At 72.0% G+C, this 14334-nt stretch carries 13 protein-coding genes; 8 read left to right on the top strand and 5 right to left on the bottom strand.

Going from position 1 to position 14334, the window contains the following annotated elements; translation table 11 throughout:
* Window positions 1-3: 3 nt before the first annotated feature.
* A complete protein-coding gene (locus tag ACIQNU_RS05465) occupies window positions 4-1056 on the bottom strand; it encodes a hemin ABC transporter substrate-binding protein (protein WP_401361141.1) in 1053 nt (350 codons plus the stop codon).
* A gap of 163 nt (window positions 1057-1219) precedes the next feature.
* Between ACIQNU_RS05465 and ACIQNU_RS05470 the strand changes: the two genes are divergently transcribed.
* From ACIQNU_RS05470 to ACIQNU_RS05480, 3 genes are all read left to right on the top strand, one after another.
* Window positions 1220-2629, top strand: a complete 1410-nt coding sequence (locus ACIQNU_RS05470; RefSeq protein ID WP_401361143.1) for an HtaA domain-containing protein — start codon at window positions 1220-1222, stop codon at window positions 2627-2629.
* Between the two features lie 103 nt (window positions 2630-2732).
* Window positions 2733-4250, top strand: coding sequence for an HtaA domain-containing protein (locus tag ACIQNU_RS05475; RefSeq protein WP_401361145.1), 1518 nt, complete (start codon window positions 2733-2735; stop codon window positions 4248-4250).
* 729 nt (window positions 4251-4979) lie between these two features.
* Window positions 4980-5696, top strand: coding sequence for a PhzF family phenazine biosynthesis protein (locus ACIQNU_RS05480; protein ID WP_401361147.1), 717 nt, complete (start codon window positions 4980-4982; stop codon window positions 5694-5696).
* A gap of 51 nt (window positions 5697-5747) precedes the next feature.
* On the opposite strand, the gene ACIQNU_RS05485 is transcribed toward ACIQNU_RS05480, so the two are convergent.
* On the bottom strand, window positions 5748-6401 hold the full coding sequence (locus tag ACIQNU_RS05485) for a heme oxygenase (biliverdin-producing) (RefSeq protein ID WP_401361149.1): 654 nt from the start codon (window positions 6399-6401) through the stop codon (window positions 5748-5750).
* A gap of 161 nt (window positions 6402-6562) precedes the next feature.
* The gene (gene map / locus ACIQNU_RS05490) at window positions 6563-7420 is read right to left on the bottom strand and encodes a type I methionyl aminopeptidase (RefSeq protein WP_401361151.1); all 858 of its coding nucleotides are present in this window, start codon (window positions 7418-7420) and stop codon (window positions 6563-6565) included.
* Between the two features lie 86 nt (window positions 7421-7506).
* Here map and ACIQNU_RS05495 point away from each other — a divergent pair, with 86 nt between their 5' ends.
* Complete coding sequence (locus ACIQNU_RS05495; RefSeq protein WP_401361153.1) at window positions 7507-7731, top strand: hypothetical protein; 225 nt, start codon at window positions 7507-7509, stop codon at window positions 7729-7731.
* 23 nt (window positions 7732-7754) lie between these two features.
* Here the strand turns inward: ACIQNU_RS05495 and ACIQNU_RS05500 are convergent, their stop codons facing one another.
* The gene (locus ACIQNU_RS05500; protein ID WP_401361155.1) at window positions 7755-9044 is read right to left on the bottom strand and encodes an MFS transporter; all 1290 of its coding nucleotides are present in this window, start codon (window positions 9042-9044) and stop codon (window positions 7755-7757) included.
* Window positions 9045-9108: 64 nt separating this feature from the next.
* On the bottom strand, window positions 9109-9717 hold the full coding sequence (locus tag ACIQNU_RS05505; RefSeq protein WP_401361157.1) for a hypothetical protein: 609 nt from the start codon (window positions 9715-9717) through the stop codon (window positions 9109-9111).
* Between the two features lie 176 nt (window positions 9718-9893).
* Here ACIQNU_RS05505 and ACIQNU_RS05510 point away from each other — a divergent pair, with 176 nt between their 5' ends.
* The 4 genes from ACIQNU_RS05510 (at window position 9894) to ACIQNU_RS05525 (ending at window position 14305) form a co-directional block, all read left to right on the top strand.
* Entirely contained in the window at window positions 9894-11030 is a 1137-nt protein-coding gene (locus tag ACIQNU_RS05510) for an exo-alpha-sialidase (protein ID WP_401361158.1), read from the top strand.
* Window positions 11027-12355: an ABC transporter substrate-binding protein gene (locus ACIQNU_RS05515; protein WP_401361160.1), complete on the top strand. Its 1329-nt coding sequence runs from the start codon at window positions 11027-11029 to the stop codon at window positions 12353-12355. The genes ACIQNU_RS05510 and ACIQNU_RS05515 overlap by 4 nt, the downstream gene beginning before the upstream one ends.
* Before the next feature lie 76 nt (window positions 12356-12431).
* A complete protein-coding gene (locus tag ACIQNU_RS05520; protein WP_401361162.1) occupies window positions 12432-13424 on the top strand; it encodes a carbohydrate ABC transporter permease in 993 nt (330 codons plus the stop codon).
* Window positions 13421-14305: a carbohydrate ABC transporter permease gene (locus ACIQNU_RS05525; RefSeq protein ID WP_401361164.1), complete on the top strand. Its 885-nt coding sequence runs from the start codon at window positions 13421-13423 to the stop codon at window positions 14303-14305. The genes ACIQNU_RS05520 and ACIQNU_RS05525 overlap by 4 nt, the downstream gene beginning before the upstream one ends.
* Window positions 14306-14334: the final 29 nt, after the last annotated feature.

Here is a 14334-nt window from a genome sequence, read left to right on the forward strand (position 1 = left end):
TGGTCAACGTCCCTCACTCTCGCCGGAGTTCCCGCTCCCGCTGGAGCCGTTGCCGCCGTCGGACTCCCCGTACAACTGGTCGACCAGCGTGGTCAGGACCTCGTCCGTGCGGGGGCCGTAGTTGAGGAGGACGCCGTCCTCGATGGAGACGACGCGGCGGTCCGCGCCCGCCGGGGTCTCGGCGACGCCCGGGATCTTCACCAGCCCGTCGACGCCGCCGACCGATGCGAGCCCCTTGCTCATCACGAGGATCGCGTCGGGCGCCGCTTTCGCCAGGGCCTCGCTGGTGATCGCCGTGAAGTCCTTCTCCAGGCCCGACGCCTTGCCCGCGTCGACAGCGCCGGCCGCCTCCAGGAGCGAACTCGCCCCGGATTCACGGCCGCCGAGCAGATAGACGGAGGCCGATCCGCGTACGTAGAGGAAGGCGACGCGCGGCCGGTCCGCGTGCGCGGGGATCGCCGCCTTGGCCTTCGCGATCCGCTGTTCGGTACGGGAGACGAGCTTGCCGCCCGCGTCCGGCACCCCGAGCGCCTCCGCGACCGCGGTGATCCGGGGGTCCACGTCGGCGAGGCTCTTGGCGGGTTCGAGGACGACGAGCGGGATGCCCGCGTCGCGTATCTGGTCGATCGCCTCGGCCGGTCCCGTGGTGGTGTCGGCGAGGACGACGGTCGGCCGCAGTGAGAGGACGCTCTCGGCGGACACGTCGTGCGCGCGGGTCACCACGGGCAGATCGGCGGCCTGTTCGAAGGTGGCGGTGATGTCCCGCGCGACGACGTTCCCGCCGAGTCCGAGGGTGAACACGATCTCGCTGAGGCTGCCCGTGAGCGGCACGATCCGGCTGGTGTCGGTGACCTTCACCCGCTGTCCGTCCGCCGATGCGACGGTGACCGGAAGCTTGGGCTCCGGAGTCCCCGTGAGGGGTTCGACCCGGTCGGCGGCGGTCCGCGCCGACTCCGTCCGGGCCTTCGCCCCCGCGCCGTCCTGGGCGCCGCCGCAGCCGGTGAGGGCCAGGGCGAGGACGGCCGCGAGGACGCCGGCCGGTCGTGGGATGCGCACGAATTCACCGTCCTGTCGTGCTGGTTGAGGGTCTGGTCGAGGTGCTGGTCGGGATTCCGGTTGAGGTTCCGGTTGACGTTCCGTCGGCCGGAGGCTTCCGGCCGGGTCCGAGGATAGTTTAGGTTAGCCTTACCTTATTGACCAGCCCGAGGAGGGGGGACCGATGCTGTCCGCAAGAGGTGCCGGAGGCGCCGCAGCGCTGGCGTGCGCGACTCTCGTGGGAGCCCTCGCGCTCCCGGCGACGACCGCACAGGCGGCGGACCGGACGGTGAGCGGGGGACGGCTCGACTGGGGTATCAAGTCCTCGTTCCAGAGCTATGTGACCGGCCCGATCGCCCAGGGGAGCTTCAGCCTCCAGGGCGGCGCCGCCACCGTCGGCGGAAGTCAGTTCCGCTTCCACTCCGCGACCGGCACCTACGACCCGGACACCGGCGCCTTCCGCGCCGGATTCTCCGGAGCCGTGCACTTCGTCGGACACAAGAAGGCCGGCGGGTACGAACTCGACCTCACCATCGGCCGCCCCACCGTCCGCATCACCGGCGGTACGGGCACGTTGTACGCCGACATGGTCAGCAAGGAGAAGGGCACCGGCAAGGTCACCTCGACCGCGCAGGTCCCGCTCGCCGCGCTGAACCTGTCCGGCGTCAACATGAAGGGCGGCACCAGCCCCGTCGCCCTCAACGGCATCCCCGCCACGCTCACCGCCCAGGGCGCCAAGGCGTTCGCCGGGTACTACACGGCGGGCACCCCGCTCGACCCGGTCAGCCTCTCGGCCGACGTACGCCAGGACACCCAGCCGTCCTCGCCACCGCCGAAGCAGAAGAAGCCGGAGAAGCCGAAGGCCGATGCGGAGACGAAGAGTTCGGCCGGACGTATCGAGGACGCGGCCGTCGACTGGGGCGTGCGCCGCACCTTCCGCGAGTACGTCACCGGGTCCATCGCCGACGGCAAGTGGACCCTGACGGCCGGCGCCCAGGACGGCGGCGCCCTCTTCCGCTTCCCGCGAGGAGAGGGCACGTACCGGGAGAAGACGCTCGACGCGCGCTTCGCCGGGACGGTCCGCTTCACCGGAAAGCAGGGGCTCGACCTCGCGCTCAGCAAGGTCGCCGTCACCACCAAGGGCGACCGGGGCACGCTCTACGCGGACGTCGCGAGCAAGGAGTTCAGCGGGAAGAAGGTGCCGTTGGTCACCTTCGACACCGGTGGGCTGAAATCCGCGGATGGTCTGGTCACCGTCGTCGAGGCGCCGGCCGAACTCACCGCGCGGGGCGCCGAGGCGTTCGGCGGGATGTACCGCGCGGGCACCGCGATGGACCCGGTGTCCCTTGCCGTCGCCCTCGACTCCGGCGCCGCCCTCCCCGCGCTGCCTGACCTGGGCAGCGACCCGTCGCCCACGCCCACGAAGACCGCCGAACCGGCGGCGAAACCCCGGGAGGCGGCGTCCGCCACGGACTCGTCGTCCGTACCGGTGCTGCCCCTCGCGGTGGGCGCGGGCGTCCTGCTCGCCGCCGGAGCCGCGTTCGGTGTGATCCGCGCTCGGCGCACCAAGGATGAGACCGGTAAAGCCGGATAAAACCTGGTAAAGCCAGGCGATCGAGCCGGGCAACCACGTGCCGGCCGCCCCTCTCCCTCCCCTCCCTCCCCCTCACCCCTTCATCTCAAGGAGAACGACGACCATGGCAGCTACCCGCCGCCCGACCGCGCTCGTGGTCACCGCAGCGACGGCCGTGACGCTCGGCGCCACCGCGCTCGCCCTGCCGGCCTTCGCGGCCCCCGCAGCGGGCCCCGCAGCGGCCGGCGCCCCGCCGATAGCCCTCAAGAACGGCACGCTGGACTGGGGGTTCAAGGAGTCCTTCCGCAAGTACCTCCTGTCGCCGATCGCGCACGGGAAGATCACGGTCGGGGACGGCGCCGTACAGGCTCCCGACAACGGTCCGTTCACCTTCAAGGACGGCGCCGGCAGCTACGACACGGGCACCCACGGCACGAACACCGCCTTCAAGGGCAGCGTCCGCTTCGAGGGCCATGAGGGTGTCCTGGACATCAAGTTGTCCGACCTGAAGGTCACCACCTCCGGGACGACCGGGACGATTTCGTCGGACGTGACCACCGTCAAGGACGGCACCCCGACCACGCAGAACGACCTCGTCATCGCCGACCTCGACCTCACGGGCATCAGGCCGGGCACGGGCGCGGGCGGCGCGATGGTGTTCAAGGACATCCCCGCCAAGCTGACGGCCGCCGGGTCCGCCGCGTTCCAGAACTTCTACCAGGCGGGCTCCGCGCTCGACCCGGCGACGCTGACGGTGACACCCGTCCCGCCCGCCACGGACTCGGCGAGCCCGTCCACGCCGCCGCCGACGTCCCCGCCGCCCACGGCGACGCCGAGCACAGAGCCCAGCACGACGCCGTCCGGCGGGACGCCGACCGGTGACCCGTCCCCGACGGAGACCAGCGGTACGGAGAGCCCCGCGCCCGGTACGGTGGTGGGCGGCACCCTCTCCTGGGGCCTGAAGGAATCCTTCCGGACGTACATCAGGACGGGCGGCGAGATCAAGCTCGCGGGCGGCGCCAAGGACAACGGCAACGGCTTCGACTTCCCGTACGCCAAGGCCGACCTCGACTCCGACGCGAAGAAGCTCAGCGCGGCCTTCGACGGCAGTGCGCAGTTCGTGTACAGCGGCCACGGCATCGACATGACGTTCGGTGATGTGCGGATCGAGGCGTCCGGTTCGAAGGGCACGCTGACCGTGGACGTCAAGACGGCCAAGGGCACCAACGAGGACGTGCCGTTCGCCACGCTCGACCTGTCGAAGGCGTCGTACACGGCCAAGGACGACGTGGTGCTACTGGACAAGGTTCCGGCGGCCTTCACGGCGGAGGGCGCCGAACAGTTCGCCAACGACACCACCGGGTCCCTGTACAAGGAGGGCCAGGCCATCGACCCCGTGACGATCGCGCTCGCCCTCTCCAAGGACGCGGTCCTGCCGGGCGGTTCGGGCGGCTCCGCCTCCGGCGGAACCACGGGCGGCGGCGGCTCGGTCGGCGGCCTGGCAGGCGGCTCGGGCTCCCTCGCATCGACAGGCACCGACATCCCTTCGACCGCCCTACTGGCAGGCGCGGGCGCCATCGCGGCGGCGGGGGCGGCGGTGTTCCTGTCGGTCCGCCGACGCCGACCGCAGCAGGAAGTCTGACCAGAGGCATTCGTGGCCGGGCGCCCCAGAGCGGACGCCCGGCCACGGCCGGTTCGGGCCGAGTCGGCCAGGGTCTGGCCAGCTACGGCACCGAGGGCCGCTGCGCGGGGCCTGAGCCGGATTCGGGACCGAGGGTCGCTGCGCGGGGCTTGATCCGGTTCGCGGGGCCTGAGCCGGTTCGGCACCGCCGGTCTACGCCGTGTGGGCTGGGCGCCGCTGCGGCGGGATGGATGGCGCGGCACTTTTGCAGCGGGCGAGGAGGAGATCCTCGCGGCGGGCAGGCGGGCAGGCGGGCAGGCGGGCAGGCGGGCAGGCGGGCAGGCGGGCAGGCGGGCAGGCGGGCAGGCGGGCAGGCGGGCAGGCGAGTCGGTGTCCTTCGGCCGGTCGGCCGCCGACGGCCCGGCTTTCTTCGGTCCGGGGCGGTCGGCCGCAAGCCAGGCTTCTTGGGCTGGGCGGTTGGCCGCCGGCCTGGTCTTTTTCGGCTCGGGGCGGTTGGCCGCAGGCCAGGTTTCTTGGGCTGGGTGGTCGGCCGACGGCCCGGTCCTCTTCGGCTCGTCGGCCGGCCGCAGGCCAGGTCTCTTGGGCTCGGCGAATCGGCCGGTGGCCGTGATCTTTCCGCCGCGGTGGTGTTCAGCCACGGGAGTGCGGACCGGCGGTGCCGAACTGGCGGTGTCGGTGGGGGGTTCGGGGGCTTGCCCCCGGTCGCTCATCTCGCGCTTCAATAGGCGCGTGAATCAACTGGACGTACTGCGGGTGTTCTGCGGCCCCGACGGCCGCCACGGCAATGAACTGGGCGTCGTACGCGACGGTGCCGTAGTCCCGGGTCAGGCAGGCCGCCAGGCCACCGCCGGGAAGCTCGGCTTCAGTGAGACCGTCTTCGTGGACGACCCCGAGCGCGGCGTGATCGACATCTACACGCCCACCCTCCGGCTCCCCTTCGCCGGACACCCCTGCGTCGGTACCGCCTGGCTCCTGGACGTGCCGGAACTCGCCACCCCGGCGGGCCCGGTGGGCGCGCGCCAGGACGGCGAGTTCTGCTGGATCGAGGCCCGCCCCGAGTGGGCGCCCCCGCGCACCCTGCGCCAGTACCCGTCACCCTTCGACGTCGACGCACTCGACGTACCGCCGCAGGGCGAGTGGCTGTACGCCTGGGCCTGGGAGGACGAGGCCGCGGGCCGCGTACGGGCCCGCGGCTTCCCCGGCCGGGGCGACGGCATCGACGAGGACGAGGCGACCGGCGCCGCCGCGCTCCTGCTCACCGCCGCACTCGGCCGCGCCCTCAACATCCGCCAGGGCAAGGGTTCCCAACTGCTCACGGCACCGCAGCCGGAGGGCTGGGTGGAGCTGGGCGGCCGGGTCGACCTGACCCAGGCGGGCGTACGGCTCGGCAGCGCCCTGAAGGGGCGCGGGGAACTGCGCGACCAGCCACGACGGACCCGCAGGTAACGCACCGGAGTCGCCATGCACCGGAGATGCACCGGAGATACAGCGGAGCGCTTACGCGCTGAGCGGGAACTCCTCGCCCAGCGCCTGGAACACGGCCGTGTTGAGGGCGAAGGCCCGCTTGCACTCGGCCACGATCCGCTGCTTCTCCAACTCGTCCGCGCGCACCTGGTCGAGCAGTTCGCGGTAACCCCGCTTGAACGCCGCCGGGTTGGTGATCTCCTCGAAGACGTAGAACCGGACGCCGTCGCCCTTGCGCGCGAACCCCCAGGTCCGCTCCGCCTTGTCCCGGATGATCTGGCCACCGGACAGGTCACCGAGGTAGCGCGTGTAGTGGTGGGCGACATAGCCGGCCGGCCACTCCCGTACGCACTCCTCGACCCGCCCCGCGTACGCCTCCGTCGCGGGCAGCGGTGTCAGTCCCGTACGCCAGGACGGCCCCCGCAGATGGGCGAGGTCCCGCTCCAGGGCGGCGAGCCGCAGCAACTCGGGCTGGACGAAAGGCCCGGCGACCGGGTCGTCCCGCAGGCTCTCCGCGCTGTCCTCCAGCGCGCGGTACACGAACCACAGTTGCTCGGTGTAGCGGGCATACGCGCCCACGCCGAGCTTTCCGCCGAGCAGATCGCTCATGAACGTCGAGGTCTCCGCCTCGGTGTGCGCGTCATGGGACGCGGTGCGGATGAGCGTCGAGAACGGCGTCGTGTCCATGGGACCTCCGGGTGCCGAGGGGGTCGGGACCCCGATCATCTATGGTTAGGCTAACCTAAGTCAATGGCTTCCCGACATCCTGTCGGTAAAAGAGTACCGGGAAAAGCCCGCCCTGGAAGGGGCGGGCCGTGGGAGGTGGAGGTACTGGGCCGGGGTGGCCGCTACGGCAGGGTCAGGATCTCGGTCCCGCTCTCCGTGACCACGAGCGTGTGTTCGAACTGGGCCGTCCGGCGCCGGTCCTTCGTGACGACGGTCCACCCGTCGTCCCACAGGTCGTACTCGTAGCTCCCCAGCGTCAGCATCGGCTCGATGGTGAACGTCATCCCCGGCTGGATCACCGTCGTCGCCTGCGGACTGTCGTAGTGCGGCACGATCAGACCCGAGTGGAACGACGAATTGATCCCGTGCCCGGTGAAGTCCCGCACCACCCCGTACCCGAACCTCTTCGCGTACGACTCGATGACCCGGCCGATGACATTGATCTGCCGGCCGGGCCTGACCGCCTTGATGGCGCGGTTCAGTGATTCGCGGGTCCGCTCCACGAGCAGACGGGACTCCTCGTCGACGTCACCGACGAGATACGTGGCGTTGTTGTCGCCGTGCACGCCGCCGATGTACGCCGTGACGTCCAGGTTGATGATGTCGCCGTCCCGCAGGACGGTGGAGTCGGGGATTCCGTGGCAGATGACCTCGTTGAGCGAGGTGCACAGCGACTTCGGGAAGCCGCGGTAGCCGAGCGTGGACGGGTACGCGCCGTGGTCGCACATGTACGTGTGCGCGACCTCGTCCAGCGCGTCCGTGGTGACCCCGGGCGCGATGATCTTCGCGGCCTCGGCCATCGCCCGTGCGGCGATACCGCCCGCGATCCGCATCCGCTCGATCGTCTCGGCGTCCTGGACCTCCGGCCCGGTGTACGGGGTCGGGGCGGCCTTGCCGACGTACTCGGGGCGGACGATGGTGCCCGGGACGGCGCGGGGAGGGGAGAGGTGCCCTGGTGCGAGCAGTGACTGGCCAGACATGCCAGCGAGTGTAGCCAGCCGGGATGGGGCAGCATGGCCGCTGTAGGTACCCGCAGGTACCGGTCGCCGAGGGTGAGGAGCCCGTGATGGCCCTGTTCAAGAAGCGGACGGTCGGGAAACCGGGCGAGTGGTACTACTGCCTGGTCCACAAGAAGGTCGAGGAGGGGCCGGAGTGCCCCGCGAAGGACCGGTTCGGGCCGTACGCGTCGCGCGAGGAGGCGCAGCACGCCATGGACACGGCGGCCGAGCGGAACCTCGAATGGGAGACGGACCCGAGGTGGCACGACCGCTCCCCGGACCAGGAGAAGTAACCCTCCCCCGGGGGAGTCCCGCGTCACCCAGGGCTCGGGTCGGAGATTTTGGCGGTGCGGTTGCGCCGGGTGTCGGGGTCCGTGTCGGCGTCGTACGTCAGCAGGCGTGGCAGGAGTGCGGCGAGCAGGCCCACGGCCCCCACGCAGGCGGCCCCGCCCCACCAGATCGCGGGCCGGGTCCCGGTCCACCCGGCCATGGCCCCGGCCCGCACCTGACCCAACTGGGGCCCCACGCTGTACGACAGCACCTCGATCCCGGCCAGCCGCCCCCGCAGCTCGTCGGGGATGGTCTGGTTCCAGATGGTGCTGCGTCCCAGACCGCTGACCATGTCCCCGGCGCCGGCCACCGCCAGACACACCAGTACCGGCCATACCTGGTCGAGGCGTCCCGCCGCCGCGATCGCCGCCCCCCACACTGTGGCGCCGCACACGACCAGCAGCCCGTGCCGCCGTACCCGGGACGCCCAGCCGCTGGTGAGGCCGACCGCCGCCGAACCGACCGCCCCGGCCGCGTACATCAGGCCGAGCGACCAGGTCGCGTCCAGCTCGTCGGCGAGGAACGGGAAGATCGTGTGCGGGAACGCCAGGAACATCGCCGCCAGATCGATCGCGTACGTACCGAGCAGCACCGGCCGGGACCAGGCGTACCGGGCGCCTTCCGCCAGGCCCCGCAGCGACGGTTTCGGCGCGCCGCGGGCCGGGGGAGCGGGGGCGAGACGGGTGCACATGACCACCGACACGGCGAACGTGACGGCCGTGACCCCGTACGCCGTCGCGCTGCCCGCGAACGCGACCACGAGCCCCGCGAGCGAAGGACCCGCGATCTCGCCCGCCTGCCAGCGCAGCGAGGTCAGCGCGGCGGCGGCCGTGAGCTGATCGTGCGGGACGATCCGGGCCACCAGGGCGTCCAGGGCGGGGCGTTGGAGCCCGGTGAGCGCGGAGACGCCGGCCGCGACGAGGTAGAGGGGCCAGAGCAAGGGGGAGGGGAGGAGGGCGTTCACCAGGAGGACGACGGCGAGCGCGCCGAGGGCGGCCTCCGTGCCGATGATGACCTTGCGGCGGTCCACGGCGTCGGCGAGCGCGCCGCCGTACAGGCCGAAGACGACCAGCGGAATCAGCTCCACGGCGCCCATCGCGCCGACGGCGAGCGGTGAGCCGGTCAGGTGCTTGATCTGCAAGGGCAGTGCGACCATCGCCATCGCGCTGCCGCAGTAGGTGACGAACCCCTGCACCCACAGCAGCCGGAAATCCGGCGTCGACCGCAACGGCGACAGATCGGGCAACAGCCGCCGCGGCCCGCCCTCTTCACTCACAGCCCGAGATACTTCCCCGCCGCCACCCCGCGGACAACTGATTTCTTCGCAGGCGCGGAGCCCTTCACCACCGGACCGGCGGTGGCGTGGTCAGTTGGTCCGCCAGTCGGGACAGGCGGTCCCTGAAGCGGCGGCGGCCCCCCGCCGCCGGTGGCAGGCTGTTCTCTCCGGTCGCCGCGCTCACCAGGTGCTGGACGGTGTCCAGGGAGAGGTCCGGTTCGGCCGGCGCGGCCAGCGCCTCGTGGGCCATGGAGTGCAGTTCGCGGTCCCCGTGGTCGAGGGCCAGGACCGTCGCCCCGGCCCGCCGCGCGTCATGCACCCGCTCCAGCAGGGCGGCGCCCGGTGCGTCCGGGGCGACCACGAGCAGGGTCTCGCCCCGCCGCGCCGCCTCGATCCGGCCGAGCCCGACCGCCAGATGCGCCGCCGCACCCCCGGCCGGCACCCGATGGCGCACCAGCGTCGGCGTCAGCTCGGGCGTTCCCGACCACGCGGCCTCGTCCACCAGATGAGCGGCGAGATGCCACGGCTCGTACTCCTCGGTGCCGACCAGCAGCAGCCCGCCCCCGTGCGGGACGACGGACGAGCGCAGGGTGCCCGCGAAACGGCGCGCCGCCCCCAGCCACTCGGTCCCGGCGAGTACTTCGCGCAGCAGTGCAACCCGTACGGCGTCCATGGGCCCGCATCCTGCCCCAGCCGGACGGTCCGTCAGGCGGAAACCAAGGGGAATTCCCCCGGCCCGGGGACGCGTACGAACCGGCCCGTGCCGTGCCTTGACGCTGCCCTGGGTGCTCCTTAGGGTCACGCAGAGGACAACGGACGTCCTACCTTCGGCGATCATGGGGGACCGCAATGCCGAGCGAGGAACCCGTGCCCGACTCCGTACCGGACTCCCTGCCCGACCCCACCCCGACCGACGTGTCCGTACCCTTCCGCGCCGGCCACGAGGGCTACGCCGGCTTCCGTATCCCGGCGACCGTCGCCACCACCACCGACGGCCGGGCCCTCGTCCTCGCCTTCTGCGAAGGCCGCGTCGCCTCCCGGTCCGACGCGGGCGACATCGACATCGTCCTCAAACGGTCCTTCGACGGCGGCCGTACCTGGGGCCCGCTCCAGGTCGTCGCCCGCAACGGCCACGACCTCGCGGGCAACCCGGCCCCCGTCGTCCTCGACACCGGCCGCGTCCTGCTCGTCCACGTCCGCAACAAGGCGAGCGCCACCGAGGACGCCATCCGGCGCGGCGAGGTCCCGGCGGCCGACGGGCGCCGCGTCTGGGTGCGGCACAGCGACGACGCCGGGCTCACCTGGTCCGAGGCCCGCGAGATCACCGACCGCGTCAAGCGGCCCGACTGGCGCTGGTACGCCACCACGCCCGGCCACGCCCTCCAGCTCACCACCGGCCGCGTCGTCGTCCCCGCCAACCACTCGTCACCGCCCGCGGACGCCGACACCGGCACCGAGGGCCGCTACTACGGCGGCCACTGCCTCCTCAGCGACGACCACGGCGCCACCTGGCGCATCGGCTACGTCGACGACCACCCCGGCGGATACATCAACGCCAACGAGACCACCGCCGCCGAACTCCCGGACGGGCGGCTCTACTTCAACACCCGTACCGACTCGCCGTCACCCGGCACCCGCGCCGACGCCCACTCCACGGACGGCGGCGCCACACTCGTCAAGCCGTTCCGTCCGCAGGCGGGGCTCGCGGGCCCTGTCGTCCAGGGCAGCCTGCTGCACCTCGGCGAACCCGACGTACTCCTCTACTCGGGCCCCGCCGGTCCGCACCGCGCCGTGATGACCCTGCGCCGCAGCACCGACGGCGGCACCACCTGGCAGCCCGCGCTCACGGTCGACGGACTGCCCGCCGCGTACTCCGACCTCGTCCGCGTGGACGACCGGACCGTCGGACTGCTCTACGAGACGGGCGACTTCAGCGCGTACGACACCCTCACCTTCCGCCGTATCCCCGTCGCGGACCTGCTGTGAGCCGCCGTCCCGGCCGCAGGGCCGCCCTCGCGACGGCGGCCGGGACCGGACTCGCGCTCGCCACCGGCGGCTGCGGCGGCGGCCGGGACACCGGAGCCGGGGAGCGGCCCGCCCGCGCCCCCGGGCAGAAGATCACGCTCAGCTTCTGGTCCTGGGTGCCCGGCATCGACCGCTCCGTGGATCTGTGGAACCGTCAGCATCCGGACGTGCAGGTCAAGTTGGAGAAAGTGTCCGCCGTCGGGGGCGCGCAGTACGCGAAGATGCGCGCCGCCGTGCGGGCGGGCGGCCCGCCGGACCTCGGGCAGATCGAGTACTCCGTCGTGCCGAGCTTCCTCCTCGACCAGGGGCTCACCGACCTCACCCGGTACGGCGCCGCGCGCGACCGGGGCAGATTCGAGGGCTGGCTGTGGCAGCAGTCCGTCTACGCGGGCGCCGTGTACGCGGTGCCGCAGGACTCGGGCCCGATGGGCCTCTTCGTCCGGCAGGACCTCTTCGACGCATGGGACGTCCCCGTGCCCACCACATGGGACGCGTACGAGTCCGCCGCCCGCGCCATCCGCAAGCGCGGCGCATGGATCGAGACCTTCGCCGCGACCAACGGCAACCGGTTCGCCGCGTACGCCTGGCAGGCCGGGGCCCGCTGGATCCGTACCGAGGGCGACACCTGGATCGTCTCGCTCGACGACGAACCCACCCGCCGGGTCGCCGACTACTGGGAGAACCTGGTCCGCGCGAAGCTGGTCAAGACCGTGCCCGACCGGCAGAACGAGTGGTACAAGGACGTCCAGAGCGGCGCCATGGCCTCCTGGCTGGGGGCGAGCTGGGGCGACGCGCTGCTCGCGGGCAACGCCCCGAGGACGGTCGGCAAGTGGCGTGTCGCCCCTCTCCCGCAGTGGTCCGCGCGCGATAACGCCGGAGCCAACTGGGGCGGTTCGTCCACCGCCGTCTTCGCCGCGTGCCGCTACCCCCGCGACGCGCTCGCCTTCGCCCTCTGGCTCAACGCCGACCCCGCGTCCGTACCGCTCCTGATCGAGGGCGGCATCGGCTACCCCGGCGCACCCGGCGCCTACGCACCGGCCGCCCTGGAGACCCGCCGGGACTTCTTCGGCGGGCAGGACTACGGCGCCGTGTTCCGGAAGTCGGCGGCGGCCGTCGACACCAGTTGGCGCTGGGGACCCGCCACCGACGTCCTCTACCAGCAGCTCGGCGACGCCCTCACCGCCGCGCTCGACGGCGGCGGCAGCTTCCGCGCCGCCCTGCGCACCGTCCAGCGGGCAACCGTCGCCGACCTGCGGGCCAAGGGGCTCAAAGCGGAGGCCGCATGATCGAATAAAGGCATAATGTGACCGACATGAACATATATGACCGGTATCGATGTCGTATGCCTGATACGGACACCGTATGACCGATACCGCGACCCGCCCTCGCGACGAACCTGCGGGCCGACCCTCGGACCCACGCGCTCCCGGCCCCCGCGCCCACCGTGGCCGGACCACCCCCCGGACCCGCCGCGACACCCGCACCGCCGCCCTCTTCCTCGGCCCCTTCCTCGCCCTCTTCGCGCTCTGCTACCTCGCCCCGCTCGCGTACGCCGCCTACCAGTCGGTGCTGCGCGTCGAGCGGTCCGGGCCGCTCGGGCTCGGCGGCAGCCACGAGATCTTCGCCGGGCTCGCCAACTACACCCGCGCGCTCCAGGACCCGTCGTTCCTCGCCGGCTTCGGCCGGGTGCTGCTCTTCGGCGCCGTCCAGATCCCCGTGATGATGCTGCTCGCCGCCGGGCTCGCGCTGCTCCTGGACGCGGCGAGCGCCCGCGGAATCGGCTTCTTCCGCACGGCCTACTTCCTCCCGTACGGCATCCCCGGCGTGATCGCCTCGATCCTCTGGGGCTTCCTGTACGTGCCCGGGATCAGCCCCTTCGTGCAGTTGGCCGACGGCATCGGCTGGCACCTCGACTTCCTCGGCCCGCACACCACCCTGTGGTCGATCGCCAACATCGTCACCTGGCAGTACACCGGCTACAACATGCTCGTCCTGATCGCCCAGCTCAAGGCCGTCCCCGCCGAGCTGTACGAGGCCGCCCGCATCGACGGCGCGAACGCCTGGCAGGTCGCCCGGCACATCAAGCTCCCGCTGATCCGGCCCGCGCTCGTCCTCACCGCCGTGTTCAGCATCATCGGCACCCTGCAACTCTTCGCCGAGCCGATGGTCCTGCGCCCCCTGACGCACACCATCGACTCCGGCTACACGCCCAACCTGCACGCCTACAACCAGGCGTTCACCGCCGACAACCCGTATCTCGCCGCCGCCGAGGCGGTCCTCCTCGCCTGCGTCGCGTGTGTGCTCAGCTTCGGGTTCCTGAAGCTCACGGGCGGCCGGAAGGACGACACCCGATGAGCAGCACCCTGGCCACCCGGCCCAGCACACCGCCCACGAACCGGCCCGCCGCCCGGTACCGGATCCTGACCGCCGCCGCGCTCGCCGTCGCCGCCGTCTACTTCCTCGTCCCCGTCTACTGGCTCGCCGTCTCCGCCACCAAGGACACCCCCGGCCTGTTCGGCAGCTTCGGCCTCTGGTTCCACGACCCGCACCCGCTCCGGTATCTGCGGGCGGTCCTGACGTACCAGGACGGCGTCTTCGTCCGCTGGTTCGCCAACTCCCTGCTCTACGCGGGCGCCGGAGCCGTCATCGCCACCCTCCTGTCGGCCGCCGCCGGATACGCCCTCGCCACCTTCCGCTTCCCCGGGCGCGGCGCCGTCCTCAACGTCGTCCTCGCGGGCGTCCTCGTCCCGGCCACCGCGCTCGCGCTCCCGCTGTACTTCCTGTTCGCGGCCGTGGGCCTCGCGGACAGCTACGCGGCGGTACTGATCCCGAGCGTCGTCAGCCCCTTCGGGGTCTACCTCTGCCGGATCTACGCGGACGCCGCCGTCCCCGCCTCCCTCCTGGAGGCCGCCCGGCTCGACGGCGCGGGCGAGGGGCGGATCTTCGGCGGACTGGTGCTGCGGCTGATGAGCCCGGCGCTCGTCACCGTCTTCCTGTTCCAGTTCGTGCACATCTGGAACAACTTCTTCCTGCCGCTGGTCATGCTCAACGACTCCACGCTGTACCCGATCCAGCTCGGCCTCACCCAATGGCTCGGGTACGCCGACCGGCAACCCGTGCTCTACCAGTACACGGTGGGCGGCGCGCTGCTGTCCGTCGTCCCGCTGATGGTGCTCATGGGCGTCCTCCAGCGGTACTGGCGCGGGGGGTTGGCGGACGGCAGCCTCAAGGCGTGACGACGGCCGGTGCGGTGGCGAGTGACGGT

Origin of the sequence: Streptomyces sp. NPDC091292 (assembly GCF_044757265.1) — a bacterium.
In the GTDB taxonomy this organism is placed as follows: domain Bacteria; phylum Actinomycetota; class Actinomycetes; order Streptomycetales; family Streptomycetaceae; genus Streptomyces.